Source organism: Methylococcus sp. ANG, from assembly GCF_040730495.1.
Classification (GTDB): domain Bacteria; phylum Pseudomonadota; class Gammaproteobacteria; order Methylococcales; family Methylococcaceae; genus Methylococcus.
This window is the reverse complement of record NZ_CP160399.1, coordinates 690,889-706,447: the sequence shown is the minus strand read 5'-3', so window position 1 is coordinate 706,447 and position 15,559 is coordinate 690,889. Positions and strand designations below refer to the sequence as shown.

The following is a 15,559-nucleotide window of genomic DNA, read 5'->3' as shown; positions in this document are numbered from 1 at the left end:
AAACTTCCAGCCATGGGGGCGGCATCCAATGAACGTTCGTGCACGGAATCCGCAGGGCCATTTTTCTCTATCGCTTGCCGCCGTTCTGCTGGTCTCGATCGGACCATTGAGCCCAGATGCCGCAGCGGCCGGACTTGCCACCATTTATGTCGCTCCGCACGTACCGAGACGCCTAAACAAGCTTCTCGGCGAGCGTTTCAATCTGACGCCCTTTTCGGCCGAATCGGCCCCGACCGTCTCGCTACAAGTTGGCGCAGGGGGGGTCGTTCTCGGCAGCAAGGACTTGGAGGTCCCCGAACTAACTAGGCTTGCTCGGGAAGCATACGGCCTTGGCCTCAGTGTCGCTATCGCGGATGCCGATGCCGAAGACGCGGAGCACCTACGCGCTATTCTGAGCCGGAGCCTGCCTATTCCGCTTGGCAAGAACTCCAGGCTTAGCGGCAAAATCTCCCTGTTGGCGGTACGCGAAGAAGCCGCCCCTACCTGTTGCAGGACGTCCACACTCCGAACCCACATAATGAAAAGGGCGGATAGAAAGGCGGACTCGCGAACGGTCGATTGGCTTGAGGCCGTCTTTCGAACTCGACGGACCAGTGGGTCACCAACAAGGAAGGCAGTGCTCTGCAGGTACTGAACGAGGCATGGGCAGCACGCTCTTTCGTGTCTAACGTAGATTATTACTATGTACAACAGTGGGTGACAATTGCCAATTCAAAGGGAAGTTCCCCCAAATTAATCAAGGACGTTACATACGCCGTTAACCAATTGGTAGCTCCCTTTCGCTCCATCATAATACAGGCGGCTCCGGGCACAACGCAGAACGCTACGACGTATACCAGTGGAGTAAGCTTTTCGACGGGAGCCACCGCCGGATATAATGCCGGCAATATTCTTACTGCCATGGCAGGATTAACTATTTCTAACTCCACCAGCACTACGGTTGCCCCGACACAGATCAAATATCAAGGAAGACCGGAAGCGGGAATGCCGATCTGGAAGACAATCACAAAAGAAGAAAAGAAGGGCCTTAACGGAAAGTCGTACAGTTACACACAGAACTGGATATGGGCCGTACCATTCGATTCGTACGAGGCAGGTCAGACGTCGATCAGCTACCTTACAATTACAACGGAACAGATCTATCGTGACTGGTCCGGTTTTAAGGAACCCGACCCCGTCCAATTCTTGTCCCTCGCGATAATGTCAGTCGTCCCGCTTCCGTTCAATCAGACCCAGCTTGCCCCACCATCCGTAACAGGGGTAAGTACGCTTTCCGCAAGACCAGGTGATGTAATTACCGTAACAGGCACAAATTTTTACTTACTGAATTCGGTATTGATTGGTGGTAACCCTGTGCCGGAATCAAACTACTCGGTTGTCGAAAGTGACACATCTTTGCAAATAATTATTCCAGCTAATCAACCGTCTGGGCCAGGGCAGAGCATTGTTATCAATACCGATGAAGGCTTGTCGAATTCAGATGTCACCCTAACGATCAACTGACAATGATTAGCAGGTCGCCTTCAGTTCGAAAACAAATTATAGGCGAAGGGTGACCGGAGTCATTAGGCGGTAATTTCGTCAGGAAATTACTAATCCGCTCGGACTTCAATAGTATATCCTGAATCCGTGTTCCCCTCGGCTTACACCTTCCCATCGGGCCTGAACGCATGAATTTCGAGCGCTCTCCCTTGGGATTTGCCCTCGCTACCGGCGATCCGGGGAACATTCGACCGGGGTTTCGGGGCCAATCTGCTTGGCGTGCGCTTATCGTCAGCTCATTTTCCGCTCCCTGCGCGAGACTGTCCCTTCCGGGGTTCCGGAATCAGGGATTCGAGGCGTGCGGCAGGCATTTCCCGTCATCCGGACGCCGCCGCCCACAGCCGATTCTGAAGCATCACGAACACGGCTACGTTTGCCGCCACGCCACGACCGAAATCGAGGATCAGCCGGCGGGCATGGGCGACGAACTTCGCCGCCCGGTACCTGATCTCCTGCAGCACGGTCCGGATGCGGCGGCGCTTGGCCGGATGACGGATCGGCGCAATCTCGCCAGTCAGGCCGATCTGTCCCAAGAGACGCAGGCAGTTGTAGGCGAAGGCCGCCAGATGCAGGATCACGTCGTGGGTGTCGAACTTGCCCGAGGGCAGCCGTTCCAGGTCGAGGTCGGTCTTGACAAGCCCGAAGGGCGCAGGACGCCACGCAGTGGCGGTCCTGAGCGAAGCGAAGGATTCGGCGGAGCCGAACAACTCGGAGTGGAACTGCTCATGCATGCCGTGGTGCTGGTAGAGTTCGATCACTTCCTCGGCGGAACAGGAGAGCGTCGTCCACCCGCCTTCCAGTTCGACCTCCGGGGCCAGCAGGTGTTGGCCCTTCTTGTCGATGGTGCGCTCGACGACCCTGGCGACCAGGCGGAAGGAGCGCTTCTCCTTGTGCCAGGCGCGCTCGATGTCCAGCGACAGGAGGGCCTCGCGCTTACCGGGGCGAGTCTCGGCAAAGGCGCCCGCGTCCTCGGCGCGCGCCACCCAGGCCGCCTTGTCCTGCTTGCGGGGGTTCCACTTGCAGATGAAGTCGAGGCTTCGCCCCAGCGCGGCTTGCCGGTCTCGCTCCGCGGCCTTGGCGAACAGGAGCTGTGCGCCGTCGAAACCGCTGTCCTCGCGCAGCAGCACGGGCTGATCCGGTTTGACCAGGCGTTCGATGCGCGGAAACAGCCGCTCGTAGAAGTAGTGCGTCTCGAACGCCGAGTGGCGGGACCCTGGCCTCAGTTCCAGCCCGGTGTTCCAGCCTTCGTTGCCGAGATAGGCGGCAATCGGCGTGTAACCGTCGAAGCCCTGATAGGTGCGCGACACCGCTTCCTTCTTCGTGCCACTATTGTCCATGGCGAAGGTATCGATGTCGCAGCAGACATAGCCCTTGTGCGGCGTGATCGGCGCCTCGGTTCGCTCCAGCAGCCTCAGGGAAAGCTCATCGGCCAGATCGCGGATGGCTTCCGCCTTGGCATTCAGACGCTGGCGCAGCCACACGGCTCCGGGCACCTTCGTCAGCCCCAGCGACTCCTTGAAGAAGCGGTCCTCCCGAAACGGTTCGATGGCTTCGAAGTCGCTCTTGCCCAGACTCAACAACCCGACCACGCTCTTGACGATGTCCGAGGTGCGCATGCCTTGCGACACCGGAATCTTCGGATCAATGACCGCCTCCACCTGCGCCGCCTGGCAGCACTGGCCAATCAGCGCCAGGCCGGAATACGAGGTCAGTTGCAGCTTGCTGGATTGCTTGACTTTAAAGCGCGGCATGATCAAATGGGTGACATCGAAAATGGGCTAATTATACAATGGATTCAATATGTTATGAATTATTTAGAGGGTGGGAGCACGGATTCAGGTTCCAGGCAACCCGACGCCCCCCGCTAGAACCTTTGGATTCAACATTGCCGGTCGGAAGGCGGATTCCACAGTGCGCGCGACTCCACCTTTTTGTCCCACATCTGGCACACTCACCTTGCCGACATCTCCGTGAGACTTCTCTTGGTCCCTGATGTGAGTCGCCGAAACTCAAGACTTGAAATCCAAGTTTGACGTCTCTATATCGCTGGCAGCACCCGAGTGAGAGTGCTAACCGCTGAATCCCGTGCATTTCGCACAATTCGTTGAAGCAACATAGTAAGGAGTTCCAAGTCATCATGAAAATCCGTCCCTTGCATGACCGTGTTGTGGTTGTCCGCCGGGAAGAAGAGAAAACCTCTCCGGGCGGCATCGTGATCCCCGATACCGCGAAGGAGAAGCCGATCAAGGGCGAAGTCGTCGCCGTCGGCACCGGCAAGGTGCTTGAGAACGGTCAGGTGCGCGCGCTGGAAGTGAAGGCGGGCGACGCGGTGCTCTTCGGCAAGTATTCCGGCACCGAAATCAAGATCGAGGGCACGGAGTACCTGATACTCCGCGAAGACGACATCATGGGCGTCCTCGAATCCTGATCTTTAGATTGTGCCAAGCTTTTGATTTGAACACTGGAGGAATGAACTGATGGCAGCAAAAGATGTACGTTTTTCGGACGATGCCCGTCACCGCATGCTGGCCGGCGTGAACGTATTGGCCGATGCGGTGAAGCAGACCCTGGGTCCGAAGGGGCGCAACGTCGTTCTGGAGAAGAGCTTCGGCGCTCCGGTCGTGACCAAGGACGGCGTGTCCGTCGCCAAGGAGATCGAGCTAAAGGACAAGTTCGAGAACATGGGCGCACAGATGGTGAAGGAAGTCGCTTCGAAGACTTCCGACGTCGCCGGTGACGGCACCACCACCGCGACCGTGCTGGCCCAGGCCATCGTGCGCGAAGGCTTGAAATCGGTTGCGGCCGGCGCCAATCCGATGGACATCAAGCGCGGCATCGACCAGGCGGTCGGCGTCGTGGTGGAGGAATTGAAGAAGCTGTCCAAACCCTGCACCGACAGCAAAGCCATCGCCCAGGTCGGCACCATCTCCGCAAACTCCGACGAAAGCATCGGCCAGATCATCGCCCAGGCCATGGATACCGTCGGCAAGGAAGGCGTGATCACGGTCGAGGAGGGGTCGGGCCTGCAGAACGAGCTGGATGTCGTCGAAGGCATGCAGTTCGACCGCGGCTATCTGTCGCCGTACTTCATCAACCAGCAGGACACCATGGGTGTCGAACTCGAGAATCCTTACGTCCTCCTGCACGACAAGAAGATCTCCAACATCCGCGACCTGCTGCCCGCGCTGGAGAAAACCGCGAAGTCCGGCCGCTCGCTGCTGATCATCGCCGAGGACGTGGACGGTGAGGCGCTGGCCACCCTCGTGGTCAACAACATGCGCGGCATTCTCAAGGTCTGCGCGGTGAAAGCCCCCGGTTTCGGCGACCGCCGCAAAGCCATGCTGGAAGACATCGCCATCCTGACCGGCGGCCAGGTGATTTCCGAGGAGCTGGGCCTGAGCCTGGAAAAGGTCGAACTCGCCGATCTGGGCCAAGCGAAGAAGATCCAGATCAACAAGGACAACACCACGATCGTCGACGGTGCCGGCTCCACGGATGCCATCAAGGCCCGGGTCGAGCAGATCCGCAAACAGATCGAGGACACCACCTCCGACTACGACCGCGAGAAGCTGCAGGAGCGCGTGGCCAAGCTGGCCGGCGGCGTGGCCGTCATCAAAGTCGGCGCTGCGACCGAGGTCGAAATGAAGGAGAAGAAGGCTCGAGTCGAGGACGCACTCCATGCCACCCGCGCGGCCGTCGAGGAAGGCATCGTACCGGGCGGCGGCGTGGCGCTGATCCGCGCCCAGCAGGTTCTGAAGACGCTGCAGGGCAAGAACCACGACCAGACCGTCGGCATCGCCATCCTGCGCCGGGCCATCGAGGAACCGCTGCGCCAGATCGTGGCCAACGCCGGCGAGGAGCCTTCGGTCGTGCTCGCGAAAGTCCAGGAGGGCAGCGGAACTTTCGGCTACAACGCCGGCACCGGTGAATACGGCGACATGATCGAAATGGGCATCCTCGACCCCACCAAGGTCACCCGTTCCGCCCTGCAGAACGCGGCTTCCGTCGCGGGCCTCATGTTGACCACGGAAGCGATGGTCGCGGAAATGCCCAAGAAGGAAAAGGGCGGCATGCCGGCAGGCGGCGGCATGGACGACATGATGTAATCGACGCCGGGTTCGGGGAGCGTCCGAGGCCCCAAACCGCAAGGAAAGCGGAAGTCTCCGCTGCAACCCCCGGTTCCCGCGCCGTCATGGCGCGGGATCGGGGGTTTCGTTTATGCGCCGGCGAACCAGCCCCGCGTCCGGTTGCATACCGCGCACACCGAGAGCATCACCGGCACCTCGACCAGCACGCCCACCACGGTGGCGAGAGCCGCCCCGGATTCCGGGCCGAACAGGGTGATCGCGGTCGCCACCGCCAGTTCGAAGAAATTGCTGGCTCCGATCAGGGCTCCCGGCGCCGCCACTGCGTAATTCACCCGGAACAGGCGCATCAGGCCGTACACCAGCGATGAATTGAAATACACCTGAAGCAGAATCGGCACGGCGATCAGCGCGACGTGCAGCCAGCGGCCGGTGATGTTGTCGGCCTGAAAGGCGAAGATCAGCACCAGGGTCAGCAACAGGGCGCCGATCGCCACTGGGTGCAGCCGGGGCAGGAACACCTGATCGAACCAGGCGGCGCCCTTGCTGCGCAAGAGCCAAAGCCGCGACAGCACGCCGGCGGCCAGCGGTATCACGATGAACACCACAACGGAATAGAACAGGACGTCGAACGGCACTTCCAGCCCCGCGGCCCCCGAAACCAGGTATTTCACGATGGGGACGAAGGCCAGCAACATGATGAGGTCGTTCACCGCGACCTGGATCAGGGTGTAGGCCGGATCGCCGTCGGTGAGGTAGCTCCATACGAACACCATCGCGGTGCAGGGCGCGGCGGCGAGGATGATGACGCCCGCCAGGTACTGGTCGCCGGCCTCGGGTCCGATCCATGGAAGGAACAGGTATTTGAAGAACAGCCAGCCGAACAGTGCCATGCTGAAAGGCTTGACCAGCCAGTTGACGAACAGTGTCACCATCAGGCCCCTGGGGTTCCTGCCCACTTTCACCACCGAGGCGAAATCCACTTTCAGCATCATCGGATAGATCATCAGCCAGATGAGACCGGCGATCGGCAAGTTGATGTGGGAGAGTTCGAGCGCCCGCAGAGCCACCACGGGTTCGGGCACGGCCTTGCCGAGCAGGACGCCGGCGCCCATGCACAGCGCGACCCAGAGGGTGAGGTAGCGGTCGAAGAAACTCATGCGCTTGGGCGCGATTCGAGTCGGCCGGGGCTTTTTCTTCATGCTATTTTCCCGATGCGTTCCAGTTCCACCGAAAGCTCGGCGGGGCTCATGTGTTCGATCGGCAGGGCCAGCAAGGCCCGCACCCGGTTTTCCAGGGTTTCGAATGTCGCGTCGAACACCGCGTCGATCTCCGCCAGCGTGCCCGTCGCCTTGGCCGGATCCGGCATCCCCCAATGGCCCCGGATGACCTGACCCAGGTAGGCCGGGCAGGTTTCGCCCGCCGCGTCGTCGCAGACGGTGATCAGGATGTCGAATACGACGTCGCCGAGGGCATCCCAGGACTTGCTGCTCAAGCCCTCGGCAGGCAGGCCGTGCCTGCGCAGGGCCTCCAGCGCATGGGGATTGACCTTTCCGGTCGGATGGCTACCGGCGCTCCAGGCCCGGAGGCGGTCTCCGCCGAGATGGTTGAGCAGCGCCTCGCCGAGGATGCTGCGGCAGGAATTGCCGGTGCAGAGCACCAGCACGTTGATCAATTTTCGGTTCATGAGTGTCTCCTTCGATTCAAATGCCGCAGATGCCATCTCCGTCCAACTTGCGCTAACCCATGCGTCCGATTTCGCGAAGCTTCCGCTCGAGGGCGAGCCGTTCCAGGCTGAGGGGATTGAGGGCGGTGAACAATCTGATGCGCCGCTCGAGAAGCGCGAAGGCTTGGGCGAACGCGAGCCTTCTTTCGCCCTCGGAACCTTCGACGGCTGCCGGATCGGGCAACCCCCAATGGGCGGTGAGGGGCTGGCCGGGCCAGGCCGGGCACGCCTCGCCGGCGGCGTTGTCGCAGACCGTGATGACGAAATCCAGCGGCGGCGCGCCGGGGCTGGCGAACTCGTCCCAGCTCTTGCTCCGCGCGCCATCCGTGGGAATGCCTTCTTTTTCCAGCCGTTTCAGTGCCAGCGGATTGACCCGGCCGGTTGGGCGGCTGCCGGCACTGAAGGCGCGGAAGCGGCCTTTGCCGAGATGGTTGAGCAGCGCCTCCGCCATGATGCTGCGGGCCGAATTGCCGGTACACAGAAAGAGCACGTTGTAGGTTCTCTCGCTCATTCACGGGTCTCCTGATCGCTTGCGCATCGCGTCGAGACCGATGTCGTGCAGGGGGCGCCGCTGCAACAATTCTCGGTCAAAAAGCCGATCAACTCGTTCATCGCCTGAAAATTGGCCGAATAGATGACATAGCGGCTTTCCTGCCGTGACCTGATCAGACCGGCATGGGCGAGTTCTTTGAGGTGGAAGGACAAGGATGAGGGCGCAATTCCCAACGCCTCCGAGATCCTGCCTGCGGACAGGCCTCCCGGCCCGGTCTGGACCAGCAGACGGAACACGGCCAGGCGGGAATCCTGGGCGAGAGCGGCAAGCGCAGTGACTACGGACTTAACTTCCATGTTTCTATGATTATCGAAATGTAGGGGCCGTGCAAGGGGTCACCTCACGAAACGGAAGATATCGTACGCTAAACAGCTGATAGCGACTGCAACGGCCTGAGCTTACCTATACCGACTCCGACCCGAGCGCGCGTTGCTTTTCATTCTAATATTCTGTAGAGTGTTTGCATGAATAACCGAGCACTGAAAAACGTCTTGTACGAACAGGTCGCCCGCATCGGCAAAGCAGTCTCCAGTCCGAAACGGTTGGAGTTATTGGAGTTGTTGGCACAGGGTGAAAAAGCTGTTGAGATGCTGGCCAACGAGTTGTCGACAGACATCAAACTCACCAGTGCGCACTTGCGGGCACTGAAGGAAGCGCGCCTTGTTACCTCTCGGCGCGAAGGCAAATACATCATTTATCGGCTTGCCGGTAGCGATGTCGCAGGCCTCTGGGTGAGTCTTCGACAAGTCGCCGAAGAGCACTTGCTCGAATTGAAGGTGGCAGTGAGCCAGATGGTCGCCGATCCAGCAAAACTGGCTGCGGTAAGTCGCCAGACCTTGTTGGAACAGGCGCGGCGCGGGGAGGTTATCGTCATCGATGTACGTCCACGCGATGAATACGAAACTGCTCACCTGCCGTTTGCTCGTTCGATGCCGTTGGAAGAGGTTGAGCAGCGGCTTTCGGAGCTACCGAGGGACAGAGAAATTGTCGCTTATTGCCGGGGGCCATTTTGCTTGTTGTCTGATAAAGCCTTGGCTTTACTAATTGCTCGGGGCTACCGCGCGAGCAAGATTCTCGATGGTATAGCTGAATGGCAAGCCGCTGGGCTTCCGGTCGAGTTGCCCGGAGTTTCCTTCCTATGAAAGGGCGTGAAAGTGGAATGCCTGACGAGGAATATTGGGCAACATTTTTTGACCCTGTCTCCGCCATTGGCCAGTTGTTGAGAGAAACGGAATACGCACCAAGGACACATCATCGAATTCGGCTGCGGATATGGCACCTTTACAATACCTGCCGCTCGCCGCACACGGGCTGTTAACCGCCTTCGATATTGAGCCGGCCATGGTCGAATGCGTTCGCTGAAAGGCTGAGACATTCAAACTAGCCAATATCCGGGCCGAGGCACGGGATTTCGTCGAGCATGGAACAGGTGTCAAGGATCGCTCGCAGGCGCACGCCATGATTTTCAACCTGCTGCACTTGGAACAGCCCGTGCGCTTGTTGCGCGAAGCCTATCGGACGTTGCGGGACGGTGGAATGTTATCGGTCGTCCACTGGCGTAGCGACATTCCCACTCCACGCGGCCCATCGCTGGAGATTCGTCCAACCCGTGAGCAATGCCGGGTATGGATGAAAGAAGCCTGTTTTATCGAAATTGAAACAGTCTATTTGAGTTTTTCCTGTCCTTATCACTTTGGCTTGGTCGCCAAGCGCTAAACCGTCTATGGAGGCTTCCCAAAATGCAAAAACCAGCCGTATTTATTTATGGTGTCATTTCTTACTTGGCATTTTTTGTCACTTTTCTTTACGCCGCGGGTTTTATCGGTAACTTCTTCGTTCCAAAAACCATCGACACGGGCGATCCGACTTCTTTGGCCACAGCATTGGTAGTCAATGCCGCCTTGCTTGCGCTGTTCGCGGTACAGCATTCAGTTATGGCCCGGCCAGCGTTCAAAGACTGGCTGAAAAACTTCATGCCGGCGGCGGCAGAACGAAGTACCTATGTGCTGATTTCGAGCCTTTTACTTGCGTTACTGTTTTGGCAATGGCGACCTTTGCCTGATTTTGCTTGGCAGATAGAAGCGCAGGCTGGCCGGTTCGTGCTGTGGTGCCTATTTTGGTTAGGATGGATAATCGTATTGGCGTCCACCTTTATGATTAACCATTTTGATTTGTTTGGTCTGAGACAGGTATTGCTATTTTTTTTTGGAACCGAGTATCGGCATCTGGAGTTTTCCACGCCTGGGTTATATCGCTACGTTCGCCATCCAATTATGACTGGTTTCATTATTGCCTTTTGGGCAACGCCCGATATGACCGTTGGACATTTGCTATTTTCGCTCGCCACAACCGGATACATATTTATTGGCATCTTCTTTGAGGAAAGAGACCTCGTCACTTCTTACGGGGACATATATGAAAGGTATCAGCAGGAGGTTCCGCGCCTTATGCCCAGGCTGAAGAAATCGGCATGGACACCAACTTCCAGCGATTCTACTAAGAATTAGATTCCACCGCTTTGGCTAAACACCGGCTGCCAAATGATTTATCTGGAGCTTGTTATGAAAGTATTGATCATTTTCAACCGTCAACCCTATGACGGTACGGATGTCACCTGGAATGGCCTACGCCTTGCCGATAAACTGTTAGAGGCCGGAAGCGAAGTTCGCCTGTTTCTTATGAACGATGCCGTCGATATGGCGCGCGATGCATGTGTTTCGCCAGAAGGTTACGATCAAGACTTGGCGAAGATGCTCAAGGCCCTTATCGCCTGTGGCGTCACGGTCAAGGTTTGCGGAACCTGCATGGCGCGGTGCGGCATTTACAAGAACCAACCCTATTTTGATGGTGCCGAAAAATCAACCATGATGGCGTTGGCGGAATGGGTCATCGATAGCGATAAGGTGATTTCGTTTTGAAATGCTCCAGGGTGCCGTAATGTCCATAACTCCGGCGCAATGCGATACTTGGTATAAAAGTCCGCGCGGGAGTTGGATTGACGACATAGAATATCGACTATTGTCCGAGGAACTGGGGTTGAAATCGGGAGGGCGGTGCTCGATGTCGGATGCAGAACGAGTCGGTTTACCCGCCAATTGGCGGCATACCGGGTTTGCGAGTTACTGGTATCGACCTCGATGCCGAATGGCTGGCGCTTGCCCGTAGCCGCGACCCGCATCCACGTACTTGCAGGCCGAGTTCTGATTGGGGAGGAGAAAACGCTGTTTAACATTCCCGGTGAGGTCAAGCTTTGACCCGACCTTTGCCAATCTGAACGTCGAGCTGCGCCGCCGGGTGCCGATCGGCTCGAACTAGGGCGAGGCGAAAAACACATTGACCCGCGCCGTGAACGAGCTACGCGATCCGGGTGTTGCTATTGACGACGCGCTGCTGACGTTCTTGGCCCTGCTATGGGACGGGAACACACGGCCTGACCGGCGACTGCCTCTGGCGGCAGAACAAGCCGACTGACCCTTGGCGTACGATATTTTCCGTATCGTGAGCTGCCCCCGCTGCAAGGCCTCGCCGGATCTGAACGCAAGTTTCATACAAAACCCCGCGAAAGCGGGGTCTGCCGAAGAGCGCCGGTGCTGCGCGGTGGCGAGAAGCGCGTCAGGCCGCGTTCTTCTGCTGTTCGTCCCTGAGGACGGTCACGGCCTCGCGTGCCAGCGCGCTCAGTCCTTCACCGCCGGCCTGGAGGTGGGCGATGATCTGGCGGCGCATCCGGGGCTCCCAGAACTTGTGCAGATGGTCGACCACTCCCTGAATGGCCACGGCGTGGTCGGGCTCGGCCTGGAAAAATGCGCTGATGTTGTTTGCCATCTTGACAAGGTTTTCGCTATGCATGTGGAACCTGGGCTCCTTCTTGGCGTTATGGGTTCGAAACTCGCTTATTGTTCGTGCAGCCGATGGGGATGGGCATAAACCACGCACGCCTCGCCGCGGACGAAACCGACCAGGGTCAGGCCGGTCTCCAGGGCGAGCCGGACGGCGAGGCCGGTGGGCGCTGAAATCGCCGCCAGGAAGCCGATGCCGGCCTCCGCGCATTTCTGCACCATCTCGTAGCTTGCGCGGCTGGTGACCAGGACGAAACCCTCGTTCCGGGGCGCGCGGGTTTTCGCCAGGACGCCGATCAGCTTGTCCAGGGCGTTGTGGCGGCCGACGTCTTCCCGGAGGTGAACGAGGCCCTTGCCGGGCACGACCCAGGCCGCGGCGTGGACCGCGCCGGTCAGTAAATTGATGTCCTGCCGCGCACGCAATTCCTCCTGAGCATGGCGTAGATCGGCCATCGACACCCCGGCGCCTGCTCCGACGGATGCGGGATGACGCACCGCTTGCTGCAGGGTCGCCGAACCGCACAGGCCGCAGCCGGTACGGCCGGTGAGATTGCGCTCCTTGCCCGGCAGGCCGGCGAAACGTTCCTCGGTGATGCGCAGCCTCACCTCGATGCCTTCGCTGCGGTTGTGGGCGCGGACCGCCAGGATTTCGGACGGCGAGCGGACGATGCCCTCGGTCAGGCTGAAGCCGATCGCGAAATCCTCCAGGTCCAGGGGTGTCGCCAGCATGACGACGTGCGGCACCCCGTTGTAGACCAGCGCGACGGGCACCTCCTCGGCTACCTCGTCGGTCTCGACGCTGGCGATGCCGTCACGCAGGCGCTTGACCGTGACCCGACTGTGGCTGGGCCGGCTCCCGTCTTCCCGGTCCCACGCACCCGGCGCGTCGTCCCCGCCGCTCGGGCGAAGTACGGGGTCGAAGACGGTCGCGGCCGGGCCCATCATACGGAATCAGCCCGCCGTGGCCTTTTCCAGGAAGGACAACTGCTCTTCCGTGAAGCTGCGGAACTTCTCCTGCCACTCCGAAGGCGCGTTGACCTTGGTCACCTGCACGGCAGTCACCTTGTATTCCGGACAGTTGGTGGCCCAGTCCGAATTGTCGGTGGTGATGACGTTGGCGCCGGATTCCGGGAAATGGAAGGTGGTGTAGACCACTCCGGGCTGCATGCGCTCGGAAACTACGGCCCGCAGCACCGTCTCGCCCTGGCGGCTCTTGATGCCGACCCAGTCGCCGTCGTTGATGCCGCGGTTTTCGGCGTCGTGCGGATGGATCTCCAGGCGGTCTTCCGGATGCCAGGCCGTGTTCGCCGTGCGGCGGGTCTGCGCGCCTACGTTGTACTGGGACAGGATGCGGCCCGTGGTCAGGATCAGCGGGAATTTGCTGCTGGTGCGCTCCTCGGTGGGCACGTATTCCGTGAGCATGAACCGGCCTTTCCCCCGCACGAAATGGTCGACGTGCATGGTGGGCGTGCCGTCCGGCGCCTCCTCGTTGCACGGCCACTGCAGGCTGCCGACTTCGTCCAGACGCTTGAAACTGACCTTGGTGAAGGTCGGCACCAGGCTGGCGATCTCGTCCAGGATCTCCGAGGCATGGCTGTAGTTCATCGGATAGCCCAGGGCGTTGGCCAGCATCTGGGTCACCTGCCAGTCCTCGTAACCGGCCAACGGAGGCATCACCCGGCGCACCGGCGAAATGCGCCGTTCCGCGTTGGTGAACGTGCCGCTCTTCTCCAGGAACGATGCGCCGGGCAGGAAGACATGGGCGAACTTGGCGGTTTCGTTCAGGAACAGATCCTGGACGACGACGCATTCCATCGCTTCCAGCGCCGCGAATACATGCTGGGTGTCCGGATCGGACTGGGCGATGTCCTCGCCTTCGCAATAGAGGCCCTTGAAGCTGCCGTCCAGCGCCGCCGAGAACATGTTGGGGATGCGCAGGCCCGGTTCGGGGTCCAGCTTGGCGTTCCAGGCCGCCTCGAACTGGGCGCGGATCGTGGCGTCGGAGACGTGGCGGTAGCCGGGCAGTTCGTGCGGGAAGGAGCCCATGTCGCAGGAGCCTTGCACGTTGTTCTGGCCGCGCAGCGGGTTGACGCCTACGCCTTCGCGGCCGACGTTGGCGGTGGCCATCGCCAGGTTGGCGATGCCGATGACCGTCGTCGAGCCCTGGCTGTGTTCGGTCACCCCCAGGCCATAGTAGATGGCGGCATTGCCCCCGGTCGCATAGAGCCGGGCGGCTTCACGAACGGTTTGCGCCGGTACGCCGGTGACGGATTCCATGGCTTCCGGAGAGTTGCGTTCCTGGGCGACGAAATCCTTCCATTTGTTGAAAGAATCCACTTCGCAGCGCTCGTTGACGAAGGCTTCGTCGACCAGCCCCTCGGTGACGATGACGTGGGCGAGGGCGGTCACCACCGCAACGTTGGTGCCGGGTTTCAATTTCAGGTGGTAGTCGGCCTGGATGTGCGGAGAGCGAACCATGTCGATGTCGCGCGGATCGACCACGATGAGCTTGGCGCCCTGGCGTACCCGCTTCTTCATCAGCGAGCCGAACACCGGATGGCCGTCGGTCGGGTTGGCGCCGATGACCATGATCACGTCGGACTTCATCACCGAGTCGAAGGTCTGGGTGCCGGCCGATTCGCCCAGGGTCTGCTTGAGGCCGTAGCCGGTGGGCGAATGACAGACCCGGGCGCAAGTGTCGACGTTGTTGTTGCCGAAGGCGGCGCGGACCAGTTTCTGCACCAGGTAAGCTTCCTCGTTGGTGCAGCGGCTGGAGGTGAGCCCGCCGACGGAATCCTTGCCGTACTTGGCCTGGATGCGCTTGAACTCGGATGCCGCGTAGTCGACCGCCTCTTCCCAGCTCACCTTCTGCCAGGGATCGTGGATGCTCTTGCGGATCATTGGCGAGGTGATGCGGTCCGGATGGGTCGCATAGCCGAAGGCAAAGCGGCCTTTGACGCAGGAATGGCCGTGATTGGCCTGGCCGTTCTTGTCCGGCACCATGCGCACGACCTCGGAACCCTTCATCTCGGCCTTGAACGAGCAGCCGACCCCGCAGTAAGCGCAGGTGGTGATGATCGAATGGTCGGCCTGGCCCTTCTCGGCCACGGACTTTTCGATCAGGGTCGCGGTCGGGCAGGCCTGGACGCAGGCGCCGCAGGAGACGCACTCTGAATCCATGAAGGACTGGTTCTGTCCGGGCGAAATCTTGGATTCGAAGCCGCGGCCGTCGATGGTGAGGGCGAAGGTGCCCTGGGTCTGTTCGCAGGCGCGGACGCAGCGCGAGCAGACGATGCACTTGGAGGGCTCGAACTGGAAGTAGGGATTGCTCAGATCCTTCTTCGCATCGAAATGGTTCTCGCCTTCGTAACCGTAGCGCACTTCCCGCAGACCGACCACGCCGGCCATGTCCTGCAGTTCGCAGTTGCCGTTGGCGGAGCAGGTAAGGCAGTCGAGCGGATGATCGGAGATGTACAGCTCCATGATGCCGCGGCGGACCTGGGCCAGTCGGTCGTTCTGGGTCACGACCTTCATGCCCTCGAACACGGGCGTGGTGCAGGAGGCCGGAAGCCCGCGCCCGCCTTCGATCTGAACCACGCACAAGCGGCAGGAGCCGAAAGGTTCCAGGCTGTCGGTGGCGCAGAGCTTGGGAATGTCGATGCCGATGCTGGCGGCCGCCCGCATGACCGACGTGCCTTCCGGCACAGTGGCGGTGAAGCCGTCGATTTCCAGGGTCACCATTTTGTCGGAAGCGCTGGGCGGCGTGCCGAAATCTTTGTCTTGTAATAGAGCCATGGGGCTATCTCCTCTCGTGGTC

The 15,559-nt window shown here is 60.0% G+C and carries 15 protein-coding genes; 7 read left to right on the top strand and 8 right to left on the bottom strand.

All coding sequences use genetic code 11. From position 1 onward, the window contains the following. Positions 1 to 660: 660 nt before the first annotated feature. Positions 661 to 1,503, top strand: coding sequence for a hypothetical protein (locus ABZN20_RS03335; RefSeq protein WP_367026737.1), 843 nt, complete (start codon positions 661 to 663; stop codon positions 1,501 to 1,503). Between the two features lie 356 nt (positions 1,504 to 1,859). On the opposite strand, the gene ABZN20_RS03330 is transcribed toward ABZN20_RS03335, so the two are convergent. Beyond that, positions 1,860 to 3,293 carry an IS1380 family transposase gene (locus ABZN20_RS03330; protein WP_367026736.1) on the bottom strand — a complete coding sequence of 478 codons (1,434 nt, stop codon included), beginning with the start codon at positions 3,291 to 3,293 and terminating at the stop codon, positions 1,860 to 1,862. Between the two features lie 386 nt (positions 3,294 to 3,679). Here ABZN20_RS03330 and groES point away from each other — a divergent pair, with 386 nt between their 5' ends. Continuing rightward, complete coding sequence (groES, locus tag ABZN20_RS03325) at positions 3,680 to 3,970, top strand: co-chaperone GroES (protein ID WP_367026735.1); 291 nt, start codon at positions 3,680 to 3,682, stop codon at positions 3,968 to 3,970. Positions 3,971 to 4,019: 49 nt separating this feature from the next. Then, positions 4,020 to 5,648: a chaperonin GroEL gene (groL, locus tag ABZN20_RS03320; protein WP_367026734.1), complete on the top strand. Its 1,629-nt coding sequence runs from the start codon at positions 4,020 to 4,022 to the stop codon at positions 5,646 to 5,648. Positions 5,649 to 5,758: 110 nt separating this feature from the next. Here the strand turns inward: groL and arsB are convergent, their stop codons facing one another. From arsB to ABZN20_RS03300, 4 genes are read right to left on the bottom strand one after another with little or no spacing between them, the layout of a single operon-like run. After that, positions 5,759 to 6,829, bottom strand: coding sequence for an ACR3 family arsenite efflux transporter (arsB, locus tag ABZN20_RS03315; protein WP_367026733.1), 1,071 nt, complete (start codon positions 6,827 to 6,829; stop codon positions 5,759 to 5,761). Next, positions 6,826 to 7,314, bottom strand: a complete 489-nt coding sequence (locus ABZN20_RS03310; RefSeq protein WP_367026732.1) for an arsenate reductase ArsC — start codon at positions 7,312 to 7,314, stop codon at positions 6,826 to 6,828. The genes arsB and ABZN20_RS03310 overlap by 4 nt, the downstream gene beginning before the upstream one ends. A 52-nt stretch (positions 7,315 to 7,366) precedes the next feature. Continuing rightward, positions 7,367 to 7,864, bottom strand: coding sequence for an arsenate reductase ArsC (locus ABZN20_RS03305; protein WP_367026731.1), 498 nt, complete (start codon positions 7,862 to 7,864; stop codon positions 7,367 to 7,369). Beyond that, positions 7,861 to 8,202, bottom strand: coding sequence for an ArsR/SmtB family transcription factor (locus ABZN20_RS03300; protein WP_218806934.1), 342 nt, complete (start codon positions 8,200 to 8,202; stop codon positions 7,861 to 7,863). The genes ABZN20_RS03305 and ABZN20_RS03300 overlap by 4 nt, the downstream gene beginning before the upstream one ends. A gap of 168 nt (positions 8,203 to 8,370) precedes the next feature. On the opposite strand from ABZN20_RS03300, the gene ABZN20_RS03295 reads away from it, so the two are divergent. The 4 genes from ABZN20_RS03295 (at position 8,371) to ABZN20_RS03280 (ending at position 10,824) form a co-directional block, all read left to right on the top strand. Next, complete coding sequence (locus ABZN20_RS03295) at positions 8,371 to 9,048, top strand: ArsR/SmtB family transcription factor (protein ID WP_367026730.1); 678 nt, start codon at positions 8,371 to 8,373, stop codon at positions 9,046 to 9,048. Positions 9,049 to 9,364: 316 nt separating this feature from the next. Beyond that, positions 9,365 to 9,622 (top strand): class I SAM-dependent methyltransferase, encoded by a 258-nt coding sequence (locus ABZN20_RS03290; protein ID WP_218806936.1) that lies wholly within the window; start codon positions 9,365 to 9,367, stop codon positions 9,620 to 9,622. A gap of 23 nt (positions 9,623 to 9,645) precedes the next feature. Then, a complete protein-coding gene (mddA, locus tag ABZN20_RS03285) occupies positions 9,646 to 10,413 on the top strand; it encodes a methanethiol S-methyltransferase (protein ID WP_367026729.1) in 768 nt (255 codons plus the stop codon). A 54-nt stretch (positions 10,414 to 10,467) separates the two neighbouring features. Then, complete coding sequence (locus ABZN20_RS03280; RefSeq protein ID WP_218806938.1) at positions 10,468 to 10,824, top strand: DsrE/DsrF/TusD sulfur relay family protein; 357 nt, start codon at positions 10,468 to 10,470, stop codon at positions 10,822 to 10,824. Between the two features lie 694 nt (positions 10,825 to 11,518). Here ABZN20_RS03280 and ABZN20_RS03275 read toward each other — a convergent pair. From ABZN20_RS03275 to fdhF, 3 genes are read right to left on the bottom strand one after another with little or no spacing between them, the layout of a single operon-like run. Beyond that, positions 11,519 to 11,752: a formate dehydrogenase subunit delta gene (locus ABZN20_RS03275; RefSeq protein ID WP_218806939.1), complete on the bottom strand. Its 234-nt coding sequence runs from the start codon at positions 11,750 to 11,752 to the stop codon at positions 11,519 to 11,521. Between the two features lie 44 nt (positions 11,753 to 11,796). Beyond that, positions 11,797 to 12,687, bottom strand: coding sequence for a formate dehydrogenase accessory sulfurtransferase FdhD (fdhD, locus tag ABZN20_RS03270; protein WP_367026728.1), 891 nt, complete (start codon positions 12,685 to 12,687; stop codon positions 11,797 to 11,799). 6 nt (positions 12,688 to 12,693) lie between these two features. Further along, positions 12,694 to 15,537: a formate dehydrogenase subunit alpha gene (gene fdhF / locus ABZN20_RS03265; RefSeq protein WP_367026727.1), complete on the bottom strand. Its 2,844-nt coding sequence runs from the start codon at positions 15,535 to 15,537 to the stop codon at positions 12,694 to 12,696. Positions 15,538 to 15,559 lie beyond the last annotated feature (22 nt).

Excerpts from the sequence above, each read along its gene's own strand:
- ABZN20_RS03290 (WP_218806936.1), top strand. The coding sequence starts at position 9,365 with ATGATTTTCAACCTGCTGCACTTGGAACAGCCCGTGCGCTTGTTGCGC.
- ABZN20_RS03275 (WP_218806939.1), bottom strand. The coding sequence starts at position 11,752 with ATGCATAGCGAAAACCTTGTCAAGATGGCAAACAACATCAGCGCATTT.
- ABZN20_RS03280 (WP_218806938.1), top strand. The coding sequence starts at position 10,468 with ATGAAAGTATTGATCATTTTCAACCGTCAACCCTATGACGGTACGGAT.
- ABZN20_RS03330 (WP_367026736.1), bottom strand. The coding sequence starts at position 3,293 with ATGCCGCGCTTTAAAGTCAAGCAATCCAGCAAGCTGCAACTGACCTCG.
- groL (WP_367026734.1), top strand. The coding sequence starts at position 4,020 with ATGGCAGCAAAAGATGTACGTTTTTCGGACGATGCCCGTCACCGCATG.
- ABZN20_RS03305 (WP_367026731.1), bottom strand. The coding sequence starts at position 7,864 with ATGAGCGAGAGAACCTACAACGTGCTCTTTCTGTGTACCGGCAATTCG.
- ABZN20_RS03300 (WP_218806934.1), bottom strand. The coding sequence starts at position 8,202 with ATGGAAGTTAAGTCCGTAGTCACTGCGCTTGCCGCTCTCGCCCAGGAT.
- fdhF (WP_367026727.1), bottom strand. The coding sequence starts at position 15,537 with ATGGCTCTATTACAAGACAAAGATTTCGGCACGCCGCCCAGCGCTTCC.
- groES (WP_367026735.1), top strand. The coding sequence starts at position 3,680 with ATGAAAATCCGTCCCTTGCATGACCGTGTTGTGGTTGTCCGCCGGGAA.
- mddA (WP_367026729.1), top strand. The coding sequence starts at position 9,646 with ATGCAAAAACCAGCCGTATTTATTTATGGTGTCATTTCTTACTTGGCA.
- arsB (WP_367026733.1), bottom strand. The coding sequence starts at position 6,829 with ATGAAGAAAAAGCCCCGGCCGACTCGAATCGCGCCCAAGCGCATGAGT.
- fdhD (WP_367026728.1), bottom strand. The coding sequence starts at position 12,687 with ATGATGGGCCCGGCCGCGACCGTCTTCGACCCCGTACTTCGCCCGAGC.
- ABZN20_RS03295 (WP_367026730.1), top strand. The coding sequence starts at position 8,371 with ATGAATAACCGAGCACTGAAAAACGTCTTGTACGAACAGGTCGCCCGC.
- ABZN20_RS03310 (WP_367026732.1), bottom strand. The coding sequence starts at position 7,314 with ATGAACCGAAAATTGATCAACGTGCTGGTGCTCTGCACCGGCAATTCC.